At 40.5% G+C, this 22,783-nt stretch carries 22 protein-coding genes; 12 read left to right on the top strand and 10 right to left on the bottom strand.

Annotation, left to right across the window (positions count from 1 at the left end; translation table 11 throughout):
• Nucleotides 1–19: 19 nt before the first annotated feature.
• The 6 genes from P767_RS0114010 to porX all read right to left on the bottom strand — a co-directional run bounded on the left by P767_RS0114010 (nucleotide 20) and on the right by porX (nucleotide 7,009).
• Nucleotides 20–1,915 (bottom strand): tetratricopeptide repeat-containing sensor histidine kinase, encoded by a 1,896-nt coding sequence (locus tag P767_RS0114010; RefSeq protein ID WP_026765031.1) that lies wholly within the window; start codon nucleotides 1,913–1,915, stop codon nucleotides 20–22.
• Nucleotides 1,916–2,042: 127 nt separating this feature from the next.
• Nucleotides 2,043–3,182 carry an acyl-CoA dehydrogenase family protein gene (locus P767_RS0114005; RefSeq protein WP_026765030.1) on the bottom strand — a complete coding sequence of 380 codons (1,140 nt, stop codon included), beginning with the start codon at nucleotides 3,180–3,182 and terminating at the stop codon, nucleotides 2,043–2,045.
• A 143-nt stretch (nucleotides 3,183–3,325) separates the two neighbouring features.
• Complete coding sequence (locus tag P767_RS0114000; RefSeq protein ID WP_026765029.1) at nucleotides 3,326–4,255, bottom strand: ComEA family DNA-binding protein; 930 nt, start codon at nucleotides 4,253–4,255, stop codon at nucleotides 3,326–3,328.
• A 19-nt stretch (nucleotides 4,256–4,274) separates the two neighbouring features.
• Complete coding sequence (locus tag P767_RS0113995; protein WP_245586901.1) at nucleotides 4,275–5,051, bottom strand: MBL fold metallo-hydrolase; 777 nt, start codon at nucleotides 5,049–5,051, stop codon at nucleotides 4,275–4,277.
• 49 nt (nucleotides 5,052–5,100) lie between these two features.
• Nucleotides 5,101–5,376, bottom strand: a complete 276-nt coding sequence (locus tag P767_RS0113990; protein WP_026765027.1) for a hypothetical protein — start codon at nucleotides 5,374–5,376, stop codon at nucleotides 5,101–5,103.
• A gap of 73 nt (nucleotides 5,377–5,449) precedes the next feature.
• The gene (gene porX, locus P767_RS0113985) at nucleotides 5,450–7,009 is read right to left on the bottom strand and encodes a T9SS response regulator signal transducer PorX (protein WP_026765026.1); all 1,560 of its coding nucleotides are present in this window, start codon (nucleotides 7,007–7,009) and stop codon (nucleotides 5,450–5,452) included.
• Nucleotides 7,010–7,077: 68 nt separating this feature from the next.
• Between porX and P767_RS0113980 the strand changes: the two genes are divergently transcribed.
• Genes P767_RS0113980 through P767_RS0113960 form a run of 6 tightly spaced genes read left to right on the top strand, consistent with a single transcriptional unit; the run spans nucleotide 7,078 to nucleotide 12,282 of the window.
• Complete coding sequence (locus P767_RS0113980; protein ID WP_026765025.1) at nucleotides 7,078–8,292, top strand: HD domain-containing protein; 1,215 nt, start codon at nucleotides 7,078–7,080, stop codon at nucleotides 8,290–8,292.
• Nucleotides 8,293–8,301: 9 nt separating this feature from the next.
• Nucleotides 8,302–8,571: an LpxD N-terminal domain-containing protein gene (locus tag P767_RS18940; RefSeq protein WP_245586900.1), complete on the top strand. Its 270-nt coding sequence runs from the start codon at nucleotides 8,302–8,304 to the stop codon at nucleotides 8,569–8,571.
• Between the two features lie 10 nt (nucleotides 8,572–8,581).
• Nucleotides 8,582–9,355 (top strand): UDP-3-O-(3-hydroxymyristoyl)glucosamine N-acyltransferase, encoded by a 774-nt coding sequence (lpxD, locus tag P767_RS17200; protein WP_245586899.1) that lies wholly within the window; start codon nucleotides 8,582–8,584, stop codon nucleotides 9,353–9,355.
• Between the two features lie 53 nt (nucleotides 9,356–9,408).
• Nucleotides 9,409–10,821 carry a bifunctional UDP-3-O-[3-hydroxymyristoyl] N-acetylglucosamine deacetylase/3-hydroxyacyl-ACP dehydratase gene (locus tag P767_RS0113970; protein ID WP_026765024.1) on the top strand — a complete coding sequence of 471 codons (1,413 nt, stop codon included), beginning with the start codon at nucleotides 9,409–9,411 and terminating at the stop codon, nucleotides 10,819–10,821.
• A 38-nt stretch (nucleotides 10,822–10,859) separates the two neighbouring features.
• The gene (gene lpxA / locus P767_RS0113965) at nucleotides 10,860–11,657 is read left to right on the top strand and encodes an acyl-ACP--UDP-N-acetylglucosamine O-acyltransferase (protein ID WP_026765023.1); all 798 of its coding nucleotides are present in this window, start codon (nucleotides 10,860–10,862) and stop codon (nucleotides 11,655–11,657) included.
• Nucleotides 11,644–12,282 (top strand): ABC transporter ATP-binding protein, encoded by a 639-nt coding sequence (locus P767_RS0113960; RefSeq protein WP_037351898.1) that lies wholly within the window; start codon nucleotides 11,644–11,646, stop codon nucleotides 12,280–12,282. The genes lpxA and P767_RS0113960 overlap by 14 nt, the downstream gene beginning before the upstream one ends.
• On the opposite strand, the gene P767_RS0113955 is transcribed toward P767_RS0113960, so the two are convergent.
• Nucleotides 12,262–13,476 carry an alanine dehydrogenase gene (locus P767_RS0113955; protein ID WP_026765021.1) on the bottom strand — a complete coding sequence of 405 codons (1,215 nt, stop codon included), beginning with the start codon at nucleotides 13,474–13,476 and terminating at the stop codon, nucleotides 12,262–12,264. The two genes, P767_RS0113960 and P767_RS0113955, sit on opposite strands and share 21 nt — an antisense overlap.
• 29 nt (nucleotides 13,477–13,505) lie before the next feature.
• Nucleotides 13,506–13,925, bottom strand: coding sequence for a tRNA (adenosine(37)-N6)-threonylcarbamoyltransferase complex ATPase subunit type 1 TsaE (tsaE, locus tag P767_RS0113950; protein WP_026765020.1), 420 nt, complete (start codon nucleotides 13,923–13,925; stop codon nucleotides 13,506–13,508).
• Nucleotides 13,926–14,004: 79 nt separating this feature from the next.
• Between tsaE and P767_RS19190 the strand changes: the two genes are divergently transcribed.
• Genes P767_RS19190 through P767_RS17190 form a run of 3 tightly spaced genes read left to right on the top strand, consistent with a single transcriptional unit; the run spans nucleotide 14,005 to nucleotide 17,937 of the window.
• Entirely contained in the window at nucleotides 14,005–14,838 is an 834-nt protein-coding gene (locus P767_RS19190) for a P-type ATPase actuator domain-containing protein (RefSeq protein WP_262506407.1), read from the top strand.
• A gap of 8 nt (nucleotides 14,839–14,846) precedes the next feature.
• Nucleotides 14,847–16,130 (top strand): heavy metal translocating P-type ATPase, encoded by a 1,284-nt coding sequence (locus tag P767_RS19185; RefSeq protein ID WP_262506406.1) that lies wholly within the window; start codon nucleotides 14,847–14,849, stop codon nucleotides 16,128–16,130.
• 4 nt (nucleotides 16,131–16,134) lie between these two features.
• On the top strand, nucleotides 16,135–17,937 hold the full coding sequence (locus P767_RS17190; RefSeq protein ID WP_245586898.1) for a RecQ family ATP-dependent DNA helicase: 1,803 nt from the start codon (nucleotides 16,135–16,137) through the stop codon (nucleotides 17,935–17,937).
• A 99-nt stretch (nucleotides 17,938–18,036) separates the two neighbouring features.
• Here P767_RS17190 and P767_RS0113935 read toward each other — a convergent pair whose 3' ends face one another.
• Entirely contained in the window at nucleotides 18,037–19,665 is a 1,629-nt protein-coding gene (locus tag P767_RS0113935; RefSeq protein ID WP_245586897.1) for a helicase HerA-like domain-containing protein, read from the bottom strand.
• Nucleotides 19,666–19,693: 28 nt separating this feature from the next.
• Between P767_RS0113935 and P767_RS0113930 the strand changes: the two genes are divergently transcribed.
• The 3 genes from P767_RS0113930 to P767_RS0113920 all read left to right on the top strand — a co-directional run bounded on the left by P767_RS0113930 (nucleotide 19,694) and on the right by P767_RS0113920 (nucleotide 22,008).
• Complete coding sequence (locus P767_RS0113930; protein ID WP_026765018.1) at nucleotides 19,694–20,284, top strand: hypothetical protein; 591 nt, start codon at nucleotides 19,694–19,696, stop codon at nucleotides 20,282–20,284.
• A 16-nt stretch (nucleotides 20,285–20,300) separates the two neighbouring features.
• Nucleotides 20,301–21,227, top strand: coding sequence for a cytochrome-c peroxidase (locus P767_RS0113925; protein ID WP_026765017.1), 927 nt, complete (start codon nucleotides 20,301–20,303; stop codon nucleotides 21,225–21,227).
• An 82-nt stretch (nucleotides 21,228–21,309) separates the two neighbouring features.
• Entirely contained in the window at nucleotides 21,310–22,008 is a 699-nt protein-coding gene (locus P767_RS0113920) for a response regulator transcription factor (protein WP_026765016.1), read from the top strand.
• Between the two features lie 21 nt (nucleotides 22,009–22,029).
• Here P767_RS0113920 and ruvB read toward each other — a convergent pair.
• Nucleotides 22,030–22,783 (bottom strand): Holliday junction branch migration DNA helicase RuvB (ruvB, locus tag P767_RS17185; RefSeq protein ID WP_037352825.1); only part of this gene is annotated, 754 nt, incomplete at its 5' end.

Raw genomic sequence — 22,783 nt, 5'->3', positions numbered from 1 at the left:
CTCCAAAAGCGAAGATTAATTAAGCTTGCATATGGGGGAGCTTGATAACAAACCTGCTCCCCTTTCCAGGCATACTTTCTATGGTTAAACTACCATCGTGCCTGTTGATTAAATCGCTACATAGCATTAAACCAAAACCACTTCCTTTCTCCATAGATGTTCCGGCAGTAGTGTAATACTGTTTGGCATTCACTTTCTGAATGGTTTCATCAGACATACCAATACCGGTATCTTCCACCAGAACAATTGTCTCGGATTCTGTTTGCTCTGTTTTTATTTCAATCATCCCTTTTTCAGGGGTAAACTTAATTGCATTACTGATTAAATTCCTCAGTACAATTCTAATCATTTCCTTGTCTGCATAAATATGCATCTGTGGATTTACCAGGTTATGAAATAGAATCTGTTTACGATCAAGTAACATTCTATGTTCATCCTCTAATCCTTTTACCAATTGGAATATCACTACTTTAGAACGATCCAGATTTTTACCAGCCATCTGTCCTTTTAACCAGAACAGCAAATTATCCAATAAGGAAGTGGTTCCCATATACTGGGTTTCTAATTGAAGTAATAATTGCTTGGCCTGATCTTCAGGTACAATTCCCTGGTTCACTAAATTCAGAATACCCTTGGTGTTTACCAATGGATTTCTAAGATCGTGCGATATAATTGAAAGTAATTTGTCCTTTGTTTTATTATCGGCTTCGAGCATTCTGTTCTGATAAGAAATTTCCTTATTCAGGGTTCCCATTTCTTCAATCTGGGCTTCTATCAGAATATTCTTGGCCCGAAGTTCACGGCTGAAATGTTTTTGTTTCTGATAGTTAATAAACACCATCACCACCAGAACAGCTAATATAATTAAAATAAAAGTTCCTACTGTTAAAATGAATAACTGTTCATCAGAAGCCCGTTGAGCACGAATGAAAGCGTTCTCCTTGTCTAATCTTAAATTCTGCTGATTCTTGATGATATCAATAAAATTAGACGCGTACTCATTTTCTTTAATGCGATGCTGATTGGTAACTGCAATAATAGTATCCTGCCAGGCAATGGCTTGATCCGGATTGTTTACCTTCTTGTAGTAACTAATTATCTGAGCAACACTTTGATAAGTTAAATCATAAGCATTGATTGATTTTGCAAAGTCATAAGAAGTTTTTGACAATGCATACATCTCGTTCAACTGTCCTCTCTTCAAAGCAACCTCGGCCAGGGCAATATTATTCAGGGCCATTCCATAGCGATCATTAATTTTTTCATCAATTGCCATAGAGGCATTGAAGAAACTGACAGCCAGATCCAGGTTTTTACCATTCAAAGCCAGTTTGCCTAAATGATACAATGCTTTCTTTTCACCATAGCTGTATTTTATTTTCTTACTCACATTCAATGCCTGATCAAATAAAATAACAGCAGAGTCTGGTTTATTTCTGTATAACTGAATTAAACCAAGACTATTTTTAACATTAACAATTTCTTCTTCTTTATTGTACTGTTTAAAAATACTCAGGCACTCATTAAAGACAGTAACGGCGGTATCGTAACGTCCTTCCAGTAACAACGCGTTTCCAATTTGCTGCGTTACTTTGGCCAGGTTAAAAGTATCTTTGGTTCTTTTAAAGATATCAAGTGAAAGATAATAATCGGTTAATGCCCTTTTATTAAATCCTTGTTGCTGGTAAATTCCCCCTTCGTATAAATAGGCAATTGCCAACCCTTTTTGATAATCAATTTGCTGTGCTGTATTCTGCGCAATAATCAGGAGATTCAGCGCTTTGGAAATATCAGATCTTTTGCTTGCAAAAGCTTCCTGATTCAATGAATCTACAACAGCCGAAGTTCCTGTAGACTTTTGGGCATAAAGCTGATTCAAAAAAACAGATAGAGCAAGAATGATTAGTATCCGCATATAGCTGAATATAGAAAAGGATATAATGGATTTATGCGATTCAATATACAAAGTTTTGTGAGAACCTTATCAATAAAAAAGAGACCCAGGTGGGTCTCTTAATATGAGCAAGCAATCGAAAAACAGTTTATTGCAGTACTTCTCTTGCTATCACCATTTTCTGAATCTCGGAAGTTCCTTCCCCAATAGTACACAATTTTGCGTCACGGTAGTACTTTTCTACAGGAAAATCTTTTGTGTACCCATATCCGCCAAAAATCTGAATGGCTTCTGTGGCAGCCTTAACTGCCACTTCACTGGCATAATATTTAGCCATTGCTCCTTCCTTGGTTACTTTTTGGCCTTTGTTTTTCAGATCGCAGGCCTGGTGTATCAATAAATCGGCTGCCATGATTTCCGTGGCCATATCAGCCAGTTTAAAGCTGATTCCCTGAAATGAGGCAATAGGTTTGTCGAATTGGTGACGTTCCTGTGCATATTGCAAAGCCGCTTCATAAGCCCCTTTGGCAATACCTGCAGAAAGGGCGGCGATGGAAATTCTTCCACCGTCGAGTATTTTCATCGCCTGTCTGAATCCATCTCCTACTTCGCCTAAACGGTTACTATCAGGGATAATACAATTGTCAAAAATCATTTCTGCCGTTTCACTGGCACGCATTCCCAGTTTGTTTTCCTTTTTTCCGGCTGTAAACCCGGGTGTACCCCTTTCTACTACAAAGGCAGTTGAATTTCCGCTGGTTCTGGGCTCTCCGGTTCTGCAAATAACCACCGCAATTTCACCTGACTTACCGTGTGTAATCCAACTCTTGGTTCCATTCAACACCCAGTTATCGCCTTGCTTAACCGCCGTTGTTTTCATGTTGCCGGCATCACTTCCCGTGTTGGGCTCCGTTAATCCCCACGCTCCAATCCATTCTGCTGTTGCCAGTTTAGGCAACCAGCGTTGTTTTTGTTCCTCATTACCGAAGCTCAGAATATGATTGGTACAAAGAGAATTGTGGGCAGCAACGCTCAATCCAATACTCCCGCAAACCTTCGCGATTTCCTGAATGATGGCATTGTATTCAAAATAGCCTAAACCGGCACCTCCGTATGCTTCCGGCACCAATACGCCCATTAATCCCAGTTTACCCATTTCTCTGAACAATGCCTCAGGGAAAAACTGTGCTTCATCCCATTCCATTACATGAGGCTTAATAGATTGCAATGCAAAATCTCTGGCCGTGGCGGCTACCTGTCTGGTTAATTCTGTTTCCTGAAAGTTCATAATTAATTCTTTACAATAGACGGGGGCTGGATAGTGCAAGCGTACTATTCAGACCCCCTAAAACAAACAATCGTTAGTTAGTTTGTGGGGCAAATCTAGGGGATTTTAAATGAAAAAAATGGTTAAAAAAAGAGAGAATATATTCACAGCTTAACTTGTTGAACCAATTGCTCATATTGGGCCGTCTGAATAAAAACAATCTTTCTTAAATCTTCCAGTTGTTGAAATAATCCGTACTGTTTTCTGTATTGCACAATGGCCGAGGCAATGGCAGGAATCACCCCCGCTTTAATTAGCATGGCTTCGCTGGCTGTATTAATGGAAGGAAGGGAACTTGTTGATTTATTCGAGTTATTAGAGTTTGCATTATCCGGATTAAGCTGGAGAAAAGGCGCTATAATAGAAAACAAAGAATCTGAAAGTCCATAGGTTTTTCTGATTTCATCAACCCCACTAAACTTACCCAGATAATTTCTGTATTTGACAATTCTGCCTGCCAGAACCGGACCTATTCCGGGCAATTGCTCCCAGGTTGCCTGGTCAGCAGTATTGATATCAATTTTTTGAGGTATTCGCTTGTTATAATCTTTTCTTACATAAGTAAGGTCTCTGGTTAAACTGCTCTCGGGTTTGTCCAATGTCATTACAATGCGTACATAAGGCATCAGCGAACTGGTCAGGCTTTGGGATATACCCCAGATCTTTTGCAAATCTGCAGCTTCTTTAAATCTGCCTCCCTTATTCCGATAGTTGCTTAATGTCCTTATATTTTTTTCGGTGAAGCCCAGTTCAGCAAGTGTTTCAGAACTGGCAGTATTGGGATCAAAGAAAAATCGACGGACAGGATTTTTTGTTGAATGTGAAGTTGCCTTTAAATAGCTGTTTACCTGGTTGTTTTCCGTTGGATAGTCTACCTGGTTTGTCCATTGCAACAACTCTTCCGGTAATGGCCGGGGGGATTCTTTCAAAAAATAAGGGGCAGCAATAAACAATCCCAATAATATCAACAGGCCCAATAATCCAATACGCTCTTTCTGAGAAAAGCTTAGATACTCTTTCATCCATTTTTTCATCTCCGCAAAATTTGCGGGATTACAAACTAATTTCTAATCCATCAAACGCCAGTTGTATATGCGATGGTAGTTCCTGATTAATTTCATCGTGCAAACCCAGCTGGTGACTAATATGGGTAAAATATACTTCAGGAATCTCAAGCATACCGGCAATATCAATTGCTTCTTGCAAAGTAAAATGAGACAAATGTTTTTCCTTCCTCAATGCATTCAACACCAACACTTTTGATCCTTTTATTTTATCCAGTTCGGACTGTTCAATAAAATTCGCATCCGTGATATAAGTAAAATCGCCCATTCTGAAACCCAGCACCGGCATCCGGTGATGCATTACCTGTATGGGTTCTATTTTAATATCGTTAATAAAGAAAGGAGCTTCTCCTATGGTATGCAGTTGAATTTCCGGTGTTCCCGGATATTTGTTATCGGAAAAAGCATAATAAAAATCACGTCGGATGGCTTCCTCCGTTAAGGAGTTGGCAAATACATTCATAGCAGATCCGGAGAAAAAATTAAAAGCACGTATATCGTCCAGGCCGGCAATATGATCTTTATGCGGATGGGTAAAAAGTACAGCATCCAGATGCCTGGTATTTGTCCTGAGCATCTGATATCGGAAATCCGGTGTGGTATCAATCACCAGTGTGGTATGTTCCGACTGAACCATAATACTGGTTCTTAGTCTTTTGTCTTTGGGATTTTCAGAACTGCAAACAGCGCAACTGCATCCAATCATAGGAATACCCGTACTGGTGCCCGTACCTAAAAACTGAACCTTGATTGCACTTGATTTCACTGAATAAAACTAAGGTAAATTTGTGCTGAGCAGCAGGTATTTTTCTAACTTACTCAGTAGTTATCACCGACTTCCTTACCACTTCTTCATAAAGTTTCTGAGACTCCAGGGTTAATTTATCAAACAGAATATCCAGCTGCGGAATCAATTCCATTAAAGTATTAATCCGGCCTTCTATATTTAAAAACTTGTTGAGAACCACCACCCTTCTGGACTCCAGCAAACACCATCCGCTCTGGAAAGTACCTCTTTCGTAACGAACCACGTAGTCAGATTCACCTAATATATCTTCTAATTTATTGAGTGTAGATTGCGTGTATTTCATAAGGACAAATTTAACCCTAGTACCCTGCAATTGCACAGGGTTTTATCCACAAACTGGGTAGAAATAGGGATAATCAGGCTTTTGACTCCATTTTAATCAACGGAACAATCATTTCCTCAAGGCTAATGCCTCCGTGCTGAAAACTATTTCTGAAATAATTAACGTAATGGTTGTAATTATTGGGATAACACAAATAACTGTCTTCCCTGGCAAAAATAAAGGAGGAATTCAGCGCGGGAACTGGCAGACCTATTTTAGCGGGTTCTCTGAAAGCCAGCACTTCCTTATCGTCGTAATTCAGGTTTCTTCCATGCTTGTACCGGAGATTGGTGGTAGTCATTTTATCTCCAATCACTTTAATGGGTGATTTAACCCGGACACTCCCGTGATCGGTTGCCAGAATAATTTTAATTTTCTTGTCTGCTACTTTTTTTAAAGCCTGATGAAGCGGACTGTGTTCGAACCAGCTTCTGGTTAAACTACGGTAACTGGCTTCATCGCTGGCCAGTTCTTTCAGCACTTCCATCTCGGTTCTAGCATGGCTGAGCATATCCACAAAATTGTAAACAATTACATTTAACTGATTACCCAGCAGATTATGCATATTGTTCACCAGTTGTTGCCCATCCTGGTGATTCAGAATTTTATGGTAACTCATTTTTATGGAGTCCTTCTTCAACCTTTTTAACTGTGCTTCCAGAAATTCCTTTTCATGAAGATTCTTTCCGCCCTCCTCTTCATCGTTCTTCCATAAATCAGGAAATTTTTTTTCTATTTCCACAGGTAATAATCCGGCAAAAATAGCATTGCGGCAATACTGTGTGGCAGTGGGAAGTATGGAGTAAAAACTATCTTCTTCCAGAATTCTGAAACTTTCTGCAAAAACCGGCTCAATGGCTTTCCACTGATCGTAACGAAGATTGTCTATTAAAATAAAAAACAAAGGAACCTGCTCTTCAATATGTGGCAGCACTTTAAACTGAAATAGCTGATGACTCATTACGGGTGCATCAGCTGCAATATGGCTGACCCATTCTTCATAATGTCTCGTAATATATTTACCAAACGCAGCGTTTGCTTCCTTTTTTTGATTCAGGAGAATTTCCCGCATTTCAGGGCTATCACTTTTTTCCATCTCCAGTTCCCAGAACACCAGTTTTTTATAGAGATCCATCCATTCGGTATAGTCCGGATTGCCGGACAAAGCCATAAATAATTCCGAGAACTTCTGCTGATAAGAGACCGTTGTTTTTTCAGCCACCAGCCGCTTATTATCGATGATTTTTTTTAAACTTAATAATACCTGATTCGGATTTACCGGCTTAATTAAATAGTCTGCAATCTGACTACCGATGGCTTCATCCATCAGATTTTCGGTTTCATTTTTGGTAATCAGTACAATGGGAAGGCGTTGCTGTATTTGTTTCATTCGGGTAAGGGTTTCCAATCCCGTTAATCCAGGCATGGATTCATCCATAAGCACCACGTCTACTAAATTGTTCTGAATGTATTCGATTGCATCATACCCATTGGTTAAGGTATGAACAGCATATCCCTTTGCCTCAAGAAATATTTTCTGAGACTGAAGACTTTCAATTTCGTCGTCTACCCATAAAATCTGTGCAATTGCCATAGTGCTAAGCTATTTATAATTTTGTTTGTGCTACTAAATACTACCTTTATTAACAATTCAACAACAGCATGGACAAAGCGAAGCGCAAGATTATCAACGATCCGGTGTATGGGTTTATCACCATTAATCATCCCCTTATATTTTCCATAATCGGTCACCCTTTTTATCAGCGTCTCCGGAGAATTCAGCAAATGGCAATGGCGCAGCTGGTTTACCCGGGCGCAGTGCATACCAGACTGCATCATTCTCTTGGGGCATACCACCTGATGTGCAATGTTATTACCGAGTTGAGAAACAAGGATATTGAAATTACCAAAGAAGAAGAAATTGCCGTTAAAGCAGCAATTTTATTACACGATATAGGCCATGGTCCTTTTTCACATGCGTTGGAGCATGAACTGGTACAGGGTGTGCACCATGAAGATCTATCCCTGCAGATAATGCAGCAGATGAACAATGAGTTTAACGGGCAACTAACCCTTGCCATTGACATTTTTACCAACCAGTATCATAAACCCTTTTTGCATCAGTTAATCAGCGGTCAGCTCGACGTAGACAGAATGGACTATTTAAGCCGGGACAGTTTTTTCTCCGGAGTAAGTGAAGGGGTAATCGGGTACGATCGGATATTAAAAATGTTAACGGTACACAATGGTCAGCTAATGATTGAAGAGAAAGGAATTTACAGTGTAGAAAAATTCCTGGTAGCCAGGCGGCAAATGTACTGGCAGGTGTATCTGCATAAAACCGTTTTATCTGCTGAAAAAATGCTGGTGAAGATTATACAAAGAGTAAGAGCAATTTATCCCAGCTATAAAAACGAGCTGGCTACCGGATCTGAAATTGATTATTTCCTCGGAGAATTTTCCTTACCTATGACCAAAGCTTCCATAAAGCGCTTTTGTTTAATGGATGATTTTGACGTTATCAGTGCAATCAAAAAATGGAGTAATCATTCAGACAAAGTGCTTTCCATATTGTGCACCCGATTACTTAATAGGGAAATTTATAAAACCACTATACAGTCAACCCCTTTTGATGAAATATTTATAGCGGAGAAACAATCAGAGACCATGAAGAAATTTGGAGTAAGTAAAGAAGAAGCAGCCTATTTATGCTTTACCGGAATTGCCTCTAATACCACTTATCAAAGCAAGGAAGAAAAAATTAATATACTTTACAAAGATGGCAGCGTAAAAGACATTACAGAAGTAGATAATTCTATGATACAACAGAATTTATCCTCCCAGGTAAAAAAATTTTACATTTGTCTGTTAAACTAATATAAATATATGCAGTTCACCGCAGCACAAATTGGCATGCTGATTAATGGAAAAGTAGAAGGAGATGCCAGTGTAACCGTTCAGTCTTTTGGAAAAATTGAAGAAGCCAAAGCTTCTCAGATTTCTTTTTTGGCCAATCCTAAATACGAGGATTTCCTATATACAACTGCCGCTTCCGTTGTAATTGTGAACGACGCTTTACAGCTGAAAAAACCGGTAACTGCAACACTTATCAGGGTATCCGATGCTTATTCTGCTTTTTGCTGTATTGATGACTAAACACCAGGAAATGGCGGCCAGCCAGCTAACGGGTATACAGGAACCCAGTTATGTTTCAAAAACGGCTCAGCTGGGTAACAATGTATTCATTGGCGCTTTTACCTATGCAGGTGAAAACGTAAAAATTGGCAACAATACCAAAATCTATCCAGGTGTATACCTAGGTAACGATGTGGTTGTTGGAGACAACACCACTATATTTCCGGGTGCAAAAATTTATACGGGTTGTGTTGTTGGCAATCAGGTAATTATTCATGCCGGAACCGTTATAGGAAGTGACGGATTTGGATTTGCCCCACAGGCAGATGGAACTTTTCAGAAAGTACCCCAACTGGGCAATGTGGTAATTGAAGATTATGTGGAAATAGGAGCCAACAGCACTATTGACAGAGCTACCATGGGTTCAACCCTGATTCGTAAAGGGGTAAAAATCGACAACCTCGTTCAGATTGCCCACAATGTGGAAGTAGGAAATAATACAGTAATTGCTGCACAAACCGGAATCAGCGGTAGTAGTAAAGTAGGCAAATATGTAATGATGGGAGGGCAAACAGGGGTTGCCGGACATTTAAGCATTGCAGATGGCACCAAAATCGGGGGCAAGAGCGGCATTACCAAAACCATCAAGGAACCCAATAAATCAGTCAACGGAAACCCTGCATTTGACTATACCAGTTCTCTCCGGGTTCAGGCTGCAACCAGAAACCTGCCTGAGATGGAAAAACGAATCAAAGCACTGGAAAAAATGGTAGAAGAACTGGTTTCTGAGAAGCTTAAGTCTTAAATGAAGCATAAACGGTCGGGATAACTTAATTTCGCATATTAAAGCGCGGAAATATGGATACCAATTTTAATCCCGAAAAACAGCATACGCTAACCCAGTCTATACAAATCAGTGGAACTGGCTTGCATACAGGTGTGCTGGTAGATATGATTTTAAAACCGGCGAACCCTGGATTTGGCATTCAGTTTCAGCGTACCGACCTCCCCAATAAACCCGTAATTAAGGCCGACTGCGACCTGGTAACCGATACCAGCCGTGGAACTACCCTGCAGGTCGGAGATGCCAAAGTGAGTACCGTTGAGCATATACTGGCTGCCTTGGTTGGCATGGGAGTAGATAACGTACTTATTGAAGTGAATGGCCCGGAGATTCCTATTATGGATGGTTCATCTGCCCCCTTTATTGAGTTGATTGAAAAATCAGGGGTACAGGAGCAAGATGCTGCTAAAATCTGGTATAGCCTTGACGAAAATATTTATCACTACGATGATGGTAAAAGAGTAGAAATGGTAGCCTTGCCTGCCATGGACTATCAAATTACCACCTTAATCGATTTCAATAGTCCGGTATTAGGTACACAGCACGCAGGATTAAAATCCATCAAGGATTTTAAATCTGAAATAGCTCCCTGCAGAACATTTTGCTTTTTACACGAACTGGAAATGCTGTTAGAAAATGACCTGATTAAAGGAGGGGATATCAACAATGCAATTGTAGTGGTAGACAAGCCCATCACCGATGCAGAGATGAGCAGATTGGCCAAGATTTTCAAAAAAGATGAAATAGCAGTAAAAAGCGAAGGTTACCTGAATAACCTGGAACTACGCTTTCCCAATGAGCCTGCCAGACACAAATTGCTGGATGTGGTAGGTGACTTAGCTTTAATTGGTTATCCTATTAAAGCCAGAATCATTGCCAACAGACCCGGACATAGTTCCAATGTGGAATTTGCCAAAAAAATAAAACAGTACATCAAAAAGAATAAGCACGTTAAAGGTGTTCCAACCTATGACCCAACAATTCCTCCGGTGTACACTTTAGAACAAATTGAAAAGACCCTTCCTCATCGCCATCCGTTTTTACTGGTCGACAAAATCATTGAATTAACAGATACTTATATTGTAGGGATTAAAAACGTTACGTTTAACGAGTGGTTCTTTCCGGGCCATTTTCCGGGGAATCCGGTAATGCCGGGCGTATTGCAGATTGAAGCACTTGCACAAACAGGTGGTATTCTTTGTATCAATTCTATGCCAGAAGGAAAATACGATACTTACTTTCTGAAAATAGACAATTGTAAATTCAAACAAATGGTTCGCCCTGGTGATACCATGGTATTGAAGCTTGAATTCATGGGTCCTATCAGAAGAGGAATCTGTGAAATGAGAGGCACTGTATATGTTGGTGGAAAAGTAGCCACAGAAGCAGACCTGGTTGCTCAGGTTGTCAGAAGAGCAGACAACTAAAACAGCCAAATTAGTATCTTACATACGAAAAGAAAAATATGACGCATCCATATACCTATATTGATCCCAATGCAAGAATTGCACCGAATGTAAAAATTGATCCTTTCACGGTGATACACGGGGACGTTCAAATTGGAGAAGGAACCTGGATTGGGAGTAATGTAACCATCATGGATGGAACCAGGATTGGAAAAAACTGCAGGGTATTTCCGGGTGCTGTATTGGGTGCCATTCCACAGGATTTAAAATTTGTAGGAGAAAAAACTACTGTTGAAATAGGAGACCACACCACCATCCGTGAGTTTGTAACCATCAACAGAGGAACAGAGGACAGGGGGAAAACGGTTATTGGAAATCATTGTTTAATTATGGCTTACAGCCATATTGCCCACGATTGTATCATTGGCAGTCATGTAATCATGAGTAACAGTGTGCAGGTAGCCGGACACGTAACAATCGGAGACTGGGCTGTAGTGGGCGGAGTAAGTGCCGTTCACCAGTTTGTAAATATTGGACAGCATACATTTGTTGCAGGTGGTAGCCTCGTGAGTAAAGATGTACCTCCTTATATTAAGGCAGTTAGAAATCCGCTGAGTTATGGTGGCGTAAACAGCATTGGATTAAAAAGAAGAGGCTTCCCGCTGGAGCAGATTAACCATATTCTGGATGTATATCGCACCATTTACAATAAAGGATTAAATACCACACAGGCATTGGAATACATAGAAGAGGAACTTCCAGCCACCGATGAAAGAGATGAAATTGTCACTTTTATCAGAGAAAGCGGCAGAGGAATCATCAAGCGTTTTACCAAGGGTGCCAATGACGAAGAGTAATTATTTTATTCAACTGGACAATTGCGGAAAAAAATTCAACCGCGAATGGATATTCAGAAAACTGAGTTATTCATTTGAGTCAGGAAAATCTTACGCTATTACTGGTTTTAACGGATCCGGGAAGAGCACACTCCTGCAATGCATTGCAGGCAGCATGGAACTGAACGAAGGCCAGATTAATCTTCCTGTTAAACCCGAAGTGCATTTTCAGCAGATAGCCATCTGTACACCTTATCTGGAATTAATTGAAGAAATGAGCGCCACGGAATTACTGCGTTTTCATCAGCAATTCAAATTGATAAACCCTTCCATACAAATTAAAGAAATACTTTCACTGGTTGGGCTGGAGAAAGCGGGCACCAAACAAATCAATCGTTTCAGCAGTGGTATGAAACAAAGATTAAAACTGGCTCAGGCCGTTTTTTCTGATTGCCCGGTTCTGCTACTGGATGAGCCATGCACTAACTTAGATAAACAAGGATATCAATTATACCAGCAGCTAATTACTAATTTTTGCAAAAACAAACTGGTTATAATCTGTAGCAATGAAGAAGCGGAAATTCAATTTTGTCAGGACCGCATTCATATTAACGACTACAAGCCCTTAGCGTCGGCTGGCAATTAGCAGATTCAAATCGGTGTATTTTAAATCGAATTTCTGACTGATATAAATATCGGTTAACGCGCCTTTAAAAAGATATACCCCTTCGCGCAAATTGAATTTGTGCCAGATCATTTCTTCCAGACCGCCTTCATCGCTAACTTCCAAAAGAAGGGGCATCAGTACATTACTGATTGCCTGCGAAGCGGTTCGGGCAAAACCGCTGGGAATATTGGGAACACAATAATGTATTACGCCGTGTTTAACAAAAGTGGGTTCTTCGTAAGAAGTGAGCTCACTGGTTTCAAAACAGCCGCCGCGGTCAATGGCCACATCAATAATAATACTGTTGGGACGCATGGCAGCCACCATTTCTTCCGTAACAACAACCGGAGCCCTTCCATATTCGTTACTCAACGCACCTACAGCCACTTCACAGGTTTTCAACTGCTTGGCCAAAATGCGGGGTTCCAACACACTGGTCCAGACACGTTGTCCCAGGTTATTCTGCATCTGCTTTAAACGATAGATATTATTATCAAACACTTTTACGGAAGCGCCCATGGCCAAAGCATTGCGGGTTGCACACTCTCCAACAATGCCTGCTCCAATCACCACCACTTTGGTAGGAGGAATCCCACTGATTCCACCCAATAAAACCCCCTTCCCTTCATTAAAACTACTCAGGTATTGGCCGGCAATTAACATGACTGCACTACCTGCTATTTCACTCATACTCCTAACAATGGGATAAGTGCCGCTATCATCCTTGAAATTTTCAAAACTGAGGGCAGTGATTCTTTTGGCCATCATTTTTTCAATGATGTCTTTTTTTAATGCAGAGTGATGAATGGGAGAAATAATAATCTGATTCATCTGCAAAAGCGGAATATCTTCTTCTACCGGAGGCGCACTCTTTACCAAAATCGGGCATTGATATACGGCAGCTCTGTCATAAACAATCTGTGCTTCTGCTTCTGAATAATCCTTGTCGGAATAATGGCTTCTCTCTCCTGCTTTGTGTTCAATGGTAACCTGGTTTCCATTGGCTACCAATACGCCCACTGCATCCGGAGTTAAGGCAATTCTGTTTTCCTGAAAAGCAATTTCTCTGGGAATACCGATATGCAATTTTGCCCCCGGGGTTTTAATGTCCAGGGTTTCTTCCATTGCTTCATATAAAAGTGAAGGACTAATACTGGGTCTGCTTGTTGCCATTGTTTATGTTGAAGGTTGAAGTTAACAAATTATGACGATGTGTCTTCCTTAAATAAACGTCTGGTAGATGGGTCCAGCACTTCAAGGTTTAAATGCAACACCTCCGGCCCAAGCAATCCTGGCGCGTTTTCAGGCCATTCTACAAAACAATATCCGCCACTGTGCAGTATATCTTCAATGCCTGCATCCATGGCTTCAGCTTCAGACTGCAAACGATACCAATCCATATGATATACAGGCCCTTTATCAGAAGCATATTCGTTCACGATAGCAAATGTGGGACTACTCAAACCAACTTTCACCCCTAATTGCTTGCAAAGCGCATTAATAAAAGTGGTTTTTCCTGCTCCCATGGGTGCGTGGAAAGCCCAGATTTTCTGTGAGGGGAATTTTTTAAGAAAAACCGCAGCAACGGTTTCTATCTGATCCAGGCTAAAAATTGCATCCATGATACAAAGATAATCAGGCTTCTGCGAATATTATTCCAATATCGCAAATGAAGGAGGCAGGGCTTTTGTAAATTTGAGTATGGAAAAAGTTAATTGGAAAGTAACAGGTATGAGTTGCACCAATTGTGCCCTCAGTATAGATAAATTCCTGAAAGAAAAAGGGATGGAAGAAGTAAAGGTGAATTTCATCGGAGGTGATGTGAGTTTTGCCATGCCTGAGCATACAGACAAGCTAAGTTTACAAAAAGGCATACAGGGAATGGGTTATCAGGTAAAGGGATCAGAACTGGAGTCCGGCGCAAAGAAGCCGCTGTTCCGCTCACACCTGCAAAGATTTGCCTTCTGTTCTATTTTTACCGTCCCGCTGATGGTTCATATGATACCAGGCATTCATATTCACTGGCTAATGAATCCCTATGTACAGTTGGGATTAACCTTACCGGTTTTTATTTTAGGGATGGATTTTTTTGGCAGAAGCGGATTGAAAAGTCTGTTGAAAGGAGTACCCAATATGAATGTATTGATTGCGATGGGCGCACTCTCTGCATTTGTATACAGCTTATATGGCACCCTTACCAATCAGGCAGCCGACTACCTTTTTTATGAAACTGCTGCCACCATTATTACCCTAGTTTTCTTAGGCTACTGGATGGAAGATAAATCGGTAGAGCAAACCCAGAATGCCTTGCGTAAACTGGCACAGTCTCAAAAGACCATGGCCAATATGATTGCCTACGACAACGAGCAGAATGAACATATTTTTCCTGTAGAAAGTACCTCTTTAAAAACAGGGGATCTTTTATTGATTAGAAACGGGGAAGCGGTTCCCATGGATTGTAAAATATTATCCGGCGAAGTGTCCGTTGACGAATCCATTATTACCGGCGAGTCTGTTCCGGTTGAGAAAAAGTAAAAGATATATTGATAGGTGGATCAACAGTAGTAAACGGTTCTGTTAAAGCATATGTAACTGCTGTAGGAGAAGACTCTGTTTTAGGCAATATTTTGTCCATGGTAAAAAATGCACAAACAGAAAAACCACCTGTGCAATTATTGGCGGATAAAATCAGCGCCATATTTGTACCGGCTGTTATCAGCATTGCAGTGTTAACTTTTATTCTGAATTACACAATTGGCTCACAGGACTTCACCAACAGTTTAATGAGAAGCATTGCCGTATTGGTAATCTCCTGCCCCTGTGCCATGGGGCTGGCCACGCCTGCAGCCATAGCAGTAGGTTTGGGAAGAGCCGCTAAAAACGGGGTCTTGTTTAAAAACACCAAAACACTTGAATTATTTAAAGATATTCAACAGGTAGTATTCGATAAAACAGGAACCTTAACCACGGGAAAATTCAGCATTCAAAAATTGGAATTAACAGAGGCAGGGAAAGCACTGGGAGAAGACACCTGTAAAAAGATTGCCTATTCGCTGGAAAAATATTCCACACATCCACTTGCAAAAGCCATTGCCCTGCATTGGAAAACAAAAGAAGAAATCAGATTCAGTAAAGTAAGTGAAGAAAAGGGATTGGGAGTTACCGCAACAGACAAGGAAGGAAATGTACTTATGGCTGCTTCGTATAAAGCAGTTGCGCATTTAACTAAGGATGACAGCTTCAATATTTACCTGGTAAAGAACAATGAACTACTGGCCTCCATTCTTTTGCAGGACGAAATAAGACCCGAAGCAGGTTCAATAATAAATGCACTGAAGCAGAAAGGGATCAAACCCATTTTGCTTAGCGGTGATATTCAGGCAAAATGCCAGACGGTAGCCAACAAACTGGGCATTCAGGAAGTTTATGCAGAACAAAGTCCGGCACAAAAACTGGAAAAAATTGAAGCATTAACAGCAATAGCGCCAACAGCCATGGTTGGGGATGGTATCAATGATGCACCAGCACTTGCAAAGGCAACGGTAGGGGTCTCTCTTAGTGATGCAACACATATTGCCATGCAAAGTGCAGAAGTGGTATTGATGAATCACGGAATCAAAAATCTTTCACTTGCACTGGGTCTGGGCAAGCATACTTACAAAACCATACAACAAAATCTTTTCTGGGCTTTTATTTACAATATAGTGGCCATTCCGGTTGCTGCAATGGGATTTCTGAGTCCTACAATTGGCGCATTAGTAATGGGACTCAGCGATGTAGTATTAGCCATCAATTCGGTAAGACTGAACTTTAAAAAAGTGGATTAATTCATTGCCTACTCCACTTTCCATATTACAGCAATACTGGAAGCATTCGGCTTTCAGACCTTTACAGGAGGACATTATTCGTTCTGTGGTAGAAGGTAAAGATACCCTTGCCCTTTTACCAACTGGTGGCGGAAAGTCGGTCTGTTATCAGATACCTGGCATACTCAGAGGAGGAACCTGTTTGGTCATCAGTCCGCTGATTGCTTTGATGAAAGATCAGGTTGATGCATTGAACGAAAAAGGTATCAGAGCTGCTGCCATACACAGTGGATTACAAAAAGAGGAAGTAAAAAATATTTTGCAGGAAGCTGTTGAAGGAAACTATGCCTTTTTGTATTGTTCTCCGGAAAGACTGGAAAGTAACTTATTCAATGAGTTCCTCTCTCATATTCCTGTTGAATTGCTGGTGGTTGACGAAGCCCATTGCATTTCACAATGGGGATACGATTTCAGGCCTGCCTATTGTCGCATTGCAAGCACCAAAGAAAAGCTACGTGATCTTCCTGTTATTGCGGTAACGGCATCGGCTACTCCACTGGTATTGGCAGATATTCAGGAACAATTGAAGCTGAAATCACCAGCTGTTTATAAACAAAGTTTCTTAAGGCCCAATATCTCGTACAGCGCTTTTAATACAGAAAGTAAAATCAACAAAATTCTTGAAATCATTCATAAAATTCCAGGCTCAGGAATTGTCTATTGCAACAACAGAAGACAATGCAAGAAAATTGCGGAAGCCATTTTATTACAAGGAATTTCTGCAGATTTCTATCATGCCGGACTGCAGCAGTCTGTAAGAGAGCAGAAACAACAGAACTGGATCAACAATAAAATCCGCATCATGGTTTGTACCAATGCTTTTGGCATGGGCATAGACAAGCCGGATGTAAGAACCGTTATCCATCATGATATTCCGGATTGCCTTGAAAATTATTATCAGGAAGCAGGCAGAGCAGGCAGAGACGAAAAAAGGGCATTTGCTGTTTTATTATGGCAGGAAAAAGACCTGACCACTTTAATGGAACAGGCTGAAATAAAATTCCCTCCCATACCGGTTATTCAGCAGGTATATCAGGCGATTGCCGACTTTTTGCAAATCCCGGTCGGAAGTGGTGAAGGTATTTACTACAATTTTGATTTTGAAACTTTTACCAAACGGTTTTCTCTGGAGCCATTGTTGGTAGTAAATGTGTTGAGAATACTGGAACAGGAAGGACATATTCAGTTTAACGAACAAATATTTTTACCCACCCAGGTAAGCTTTACCACCGATACCCAATACCTTTCTCAGTTCGAAGAAATGTATCCGGCACTGGAACCGGTTATCAAAGCTCTATTAAGAACCTACCCGGGCATATTTAACAATCGGGTATCGGTTTACGATCAGCAACTGGCCAGAATTTGCAGAATGAATCCGGAACAGTTACAAACAGCACTTAAACAGTTGCAGGCATTGGGTATCATTGAATATTTACCTAAAAAAGAAACCCCGCAAATACATTTTATGCTGAACAGGGCTCCTGCAAAATATCTGCATATTCAGCATGAAGCCTATCTGGAGAGAAAAAAACTGCACGTAAACAGAGTTGGTCAGATGATTGACTATGCAAGAGAAAAAAACAAATGCAGAAGCCAGTTTATTGGCCATTATTTTGGTGATGAAGTGGCAAAAACCTGTGGCGTTTGCGATAACTGCCTGCAACAGAAAAATAAAAATGTATCCCAAAAGGAATTCAATGCCATAGAAATAGCTATTCAAAAAAGCCCAGAGAAATCCATTGCTGTTGATGCATTAATGAATGCCTGACGAAAAAATAAACCCAAAACGTATCTGGGAGATATTGAACTTTCTGCAGGCTGAATCTAAAATTGAAATTTCAGAAGAGAAACGCATCCGGTGGCTGCATTAGCTTCTTCTGGATGTTCTACCCGAAGAAGAACGTCCCCCCAAACCCAATGCACCCAGCAAACTGCGTGTGATAATGCTGGCAGCAGTTCTGCCCACTTGCTTAACAATAGGATTATCAAAAAAGGTTTCTGTGGCAGAAGCAGTTTCCTGCGATTGTTTCTCCTGTGCTTTTTCAGCTGCCCGCTCAGCAGTAATTGCCTGGGCTTCTGCTAATTTCTGATTCAGGATTTCATAAGCACTTAAACTGTCAATCTCCTGATTATACTTAGCAACCAGCTTACTCTTTGCATTGATGGCATTGATTTCTGCATCGGACAAAACATCCATCCTGCTTTGTGGTGGATTCAGTAAGGTATGTACCAATGGTGTGGGTATACCTTTTTCATTTAACAAGGTAACCAATGCTTCTCCAATGCCCAATTGAGTCAAAAGTTCATCCACCTCATAAAATTCAGACTCCGGAAAATTTTCAGCCGCCTGTTTAATCGTTTTTCTATCCGCCGCTGTAAATGCCCTCAACGCGTGTTGCACTTTCAAACCTAACTGACTTAAAATAGAAGGAGGTATATCCTGAGGGTTCTGCGTACAAAAGAAAATACCAATACCTTTGGATCGGATTAACTTAATTACGGTTTCCAGCTGTTGCAACAAAGCATCAGAAGCTTCCTGAAAAATCAGGTGCGCTTCATCTATAAACAATACCAGCTTGGGTTTATCCAGATCACCTTCTTCCGGACAACTGGCATAGAGTTCAGCCAGCAACTGCAGCATAAAAGTGGAAAACAATTTGGGTTTATCCTGCATATCCGTAACACGAAGTATATTAATCATCCCCCGACCTTCGTCATTGATGCGCATTAAATCATCTACTTCAAAACTTTTTTCACCAAAAAAAATGTCTGCGCCCTGTTGTTGTAATTCAATTACTTTTCTAAGAATCGTACCCGTAGAAGTGGTGGATATTTTTCCATAGTCTTTTTCCATTTCCGCCTTTCCTTCATTTCCAATAAACTGAAGTACTTTAATAAAATCCTTCAGATCCAGCAACGGCATGGCCGTATCGTCGCAGTATTTAAAAATCATGGAAACCAGTCCACCCTGCGTATCGTTCAGTCCAAGAATTTTACTAAGTAATACAGGACCAAATTCTGAAACAGTTGCTCTTAGTCTTACCCCATGATTACCTGTTAACGTAAGTAATTCCACAGGGTATGCAGTGGGCTTCCAGGATAAATTCATTTTACTTACCCTTTCCTGAATTTTATCGTTTAACATTCCTTCTGCAGCAATGCCGCTCAAATCTCCTTTAATATCCATGAGCATTACAGGTACACTATTGTCGCTTAAACATTCACTGATCAGCTGCAGGGTTTTGGTTTTACCTGTTCCGGTTGCCCCTGCAATTAATCCATGTCGGTTCAGGGTTTTTAAAGGCAGGTAGACATTGGTTTCCGGCACTACTTCACCGTTCAGCATACCACAACCTATTTTTACAAATTCTCCTTTAAACTGATAGCCTTTTTGCATGACTTCCGTAAACAACTGTAGATTACTCATACCAATGATTTGTTGTAAAATAGCCAATGCAGGAGTGGGTTCAAAATAAATTTTATGAGCTACCTCCACATTGTTATTTTCATTCAAAGAATTCCTTATGTTACGTAATATCTTTAATTCAAACTGGTTAATCTACAAATTTGTAGGATTCATTTGTATTGTATTGGGCGGATGGGGGTTTTTCAGTTCATTACTAAGTGAAGAATATATCCTACACCTGCCAGTGAAGCAAAAATTAAGTATTCAGGAACCTCAGACCTTACTTCGTTTTAACAAGGCAACACTTATGACACAAGAGACTGTGTTGGAAATCAAAAATCCTAGTGTGATGCAACGTTTATTTTGGCCCAATCTGAATGCATTTGAACCACTTGTCTGGTTGGTTGTCTGTATTGCAGGAATAACGGCCCTTAAACTATTCATGGGACTGGGCAATACTTTAGAAGTATTTGAATCCAATCTGAAATGGCTGAAGTTGATATGGGGGAGTTGTATTATTTGCTTTTTCGTTTTTTACATCAGCAGCTATTTTATCAACACACAGGTTGAGGCCTTAACAAACGGTCAAATTGAGTTTAACAGATATGGAAATAACCATTCCTCGGATATAGTTTGGATTGGTATTCTTTTTGGGCTACTTCATCGTTTTTATGAAAAAGCGGTGGAATTGAAAAAAAGCATGGGCTAAGTTGTATTTTTACACAATGAAAAAATGGTGGATTACAGGAGGATTGGGACTGGCTATTGCCTTTAGCGTCGGCTTTAATCCCCCCGCCCCAATAAAGACCAAAGCGCAATTGGGTAAGAAACTTTTTTCTGACCCCATTCTCTCCAAAGACAATAGCATCAGCTGTGCAACTTGTCATATTCCAGCATTTGGTTTTGCAGATACCTTATCTATCAGCTTGGGTGTGGGAGGCACGCCAGGCAGCCGCAATGCCCCAACTGTAATGAACTTAAGAGGGCATGATCCTTTTTTCTGGGATGGCAGAGCGGCAACACTGGAAGCGCAGGCAATCATGCCCATTGAAAATCCGGTTGAAATGAATTTGCCTATCAGGGAAGCCGTAAGAAGATTGAATGAAAGCAAAACCTACCGATCTCTTTTTCTGTCTATTTTCAAACAAACACCGAACGCAAAAAATCTGGGACAGGCATTGGCAGCTTTTCAGAATACCCTTGAAACCGATGAGTCAGACTTCGATCTGGATCAGATGAGTGAGTCAGCTGAAAGAGGTCGTCAATTATTTGTAAGCGATAAAACCAAATGTTTTGATTGCCATAATGGTACGGATTTCACCAATGATGAATTTAAAAATATAGGTCTTTACGACGGGGTTTCACTGGTAGATGAGGGAAGATATGCCATCACCAAAAACAAGGAAGACCTGGGTAAATTTAAAACACCGGGACTTCGCAATGTGGCTGTAACAGCGCCTTATATGCACAACGGGATGTTTAAGACTCTGGAAGAAGTAATTGAATACTACGACAACCCCTACAAATTTGTTCCCAAACCCATCAATATAGACAGTACTTTAAAAGAGCCCCTGAACCTGAGTATGCAAGATAAGAGCGATCTGGTGAATTTCTTAAAAGCCCTTACCGATAAGCAATTTGTAAAAAAATAGCTGCTTATATTTAACAAAAGATTGCAGCCCCTCAAAGGGATATTTTTCGTAAATTATTGTTGTTTCACTCAAAATAATTCCGATGGAAGATAAAAGACAGTACAAAATTCTACTTTGCGAAGACGATACAAACCTGGGTATGGTATTAAAGAACTACCTGGAACTGAATGAGTACGAAGTTACTTTAGAGCGCGATGGCAGATTGGGTCTGGCCGCATTTCAGCGCGAGAAATTCGACATCTGCCTGCTGGATGTAATGATGCCCAATATGGATGGATTTACGCTGGCAGAAGAAATCAGAGATATTGATCCAGATGTTCCTTTGTTTTTCCTGAGTGCCAAAACCATGAAAGACGATATTATCCAGGGATACAAATTGGGTGCTGATGATTATATTACCAAACCCTTCGACAGTGAAGTATTGTTGTTGAAAATAAAAGCGATTCTGAAAAGAAACGAAGAAGAAAATAAAATCAACGACAATGTTGAATTCGATTTAGGCACTTATCATTTTAATCCGAAGCTGAGAGAATTAAAAAATGGTGCTACCATGCAAACCCTTTCTCCTAAAGAGAATGAACTTTTAAAAATGTTGGCGGAACACAAGAATGATTTGTTACCCCGTGAAAGAGCATTAAAAAAAATATGGGGTAGTGACACTTATTTTAACGGAAGAAGCATGGATGTTTATATTGCCAAACTCCGCAAGTATTTAAAAGAAGACAGCAATATTGAAATTGTCAATATTCATGGAAATGGCTTCCGACTGGTTGCCCCATAGTAGGTTTACATAAGGAATGCCTTAACTGAAAAGTTCACCGGCTTCTCCTCTTTTCATAACAATCCCCAGGTGATTATAGGCTTTCAAAGTAGCTTCTCTTCCCCTGGGGGTTCTTTGTAAAAAGCCTTCCTGAATTAGAAAAGGTTCATACACTTCTTCAATGGTTCCCGGCTCTTCCCCCACAGCAGTTGCTATGGTAGTAATACCTACCGGGCCTCCTTTGAATTTATTGATAATAGCAGATAAAATACGGTTATCCATTTCATCCAATCCATGCGCATCCACATTCAATGCTTTCAACGCATGCTGTGTAATGCCCAAGTCAATTTTTCCGTCATTCAATACCTGAGCAAAATCACGGACTCTTCTAAGCAAACCATTGGCAATCCTGGGTGTTCCCCTGCTCCTGCCTGCAATTTCTGCTGCTGCATCAATGGTAATTGCGGTACCCAGTATGGACGCACTTCTCTCAATAATTTTTTGCAGAACGGTTGCTCCATAATATTCCAGGCGCGATTTTATTCCAAATCTGGAAAGCAGTGGTGCGGTTAAAAGACCACTACGGGTAGTTGCCCCTACCAGTGTAAAAGGATTCAGGTTAATCTGAATGCTTCTGGCATTTGGACCGGAATCAATCATGATATCAATCTTGAAATCTTCCATGGCAGAATACAAATACTCTTCAACCACTGTACTCAGTCTATGAATTTCATCTATAAAAAGTACATCGTTGGGTTGTAAGTTGGTCAGCAGACCGGCCAGGTCACCGGGCTTT

Origin of the sequence: Sediminibacterium salmoneum NBRC 103935 (genome assembly GCF_000511175.1) — a bacterium.
GTDB classification, from domain to species: Bacteria; Bacteroidota; Bacteroidia; order Chitinophagales; family Chitinophagaceae; genus Sediminibacterium; species Sediminibacterium salmoneum.
The sequence above is the reverse complement of the archived record's forward strand: the minus strand, read 5'-3'. Positions and strand labels throughout refer to the sequence as shown.

Coding starts and splice junctions, on each gene's coding strand:
- P767_RS0114010 (WP_026765031.1), bottom strand. CDS start 1,915: ATGCGGATACTAATCATTCTTGCTCTATCTGTTTTTTTGAATCAGCTT.
- P767_RS0114005 (WP_026765030.1), bottom strand. CDS start 3,182: ATGAACTTTCAGGAAACAGAATTAACCAGACAGGTAGCCGCCACGGCC.
- P767_RS0114000 (WP_026765029.1), bottom strand. CDS start 4,255: ATGAAAAAATGGATGAAAGAGTATCTAAGCTTTTCTCAGAAAGAGCGT.
- P767_RS0113990 (WP_026765027.1), bottom strand. CDS start 5,376: ATGAAATACACGCAATCTACACTCAATAAATTAGAAGATATATTAGGT.
- porX (WP_026765026.1), bottom strand. CDS start 7,009: ATGGCAATTGCACAGATTTTATGGGTAGACGACGAAATTGAAAGTCTT.
- P767_RS0113980 (WP_026765025.1), top strand. CDS start 7,078: ATGGACAAAGCGAAGCGCAAGATTATCAACGATCCGGTGTATGGGTTT.
- P767_RS18940 (WP_245586900.1), top strand. CDS start 8,302: ATGCAGTTCACCGCAGCACAAATTGGCATGCTGATTAATGGAAAAGTA.
- lpxD (WP_245586899.1), top strand. CDS start 8,582: ATGGCGGCCAGCCAGCTAACGGGTATACAGGAACCCAGTTATGTTTCA.
- P767_RS0113970 (WP_026765024.1), top strand. CDS start 9,409: ATGGATACCAATTTTAATCCCGAAAAACAGCATACGCTAACCCAGTCT.
- lpxA (WP_026765023.1), top strand. CDS start 10,860: ATGACGCATCCATATACCTATATTGATCCCAATGCAAGAATTGCACCG.
- P767_RS0113960 (WP_037351898.1), top strand. CDS start 11,644: ATGACGAAGAGTAATTATTTTATTCAACTGGACAATTGCGGAAAAAAA.
- P767_RS0113955 (WP_026765021.1), bottom strand. CDS start 13,476: ATGGCAACAAGCAGACCCAGTATTAGTCCTTCACTTTTATATGAAGCA.
- tsaE (WP_026765020.1), bottom strand. CDS start 13,925: ATGGATGCAATTTTTAGCCTGGATCAGATAGAAACCGTTGCTGCGGTT.
- P767_RS19190 (WP_262506407.1), top strand. CDS start 14,005: ATGGAAAAAGTTAATTGGAAAGTAACAGGTATGAGTTGCACCAATTGT.
- P767_RS0113930 (WP_026765018.1), top strand. CDS start 19,694: ATGTTACGTAATATCTTTAATTCAAACTGGTTAATCTACAAATTTGTA.
- P767_RS0113925 (WP_026765017.1), top strand. CDS start 20,301: ATGAAAAAATGGTGGATTACAGGAGGATTGGGACTGGCTATTGCCTTT.
- P767_RS0113920 (WP_026765016.1), top strand. CDS start 21,310: ATGGAAGATAAAAGACAGTACAAAATTCTACTTTGCGAAGACGATACA.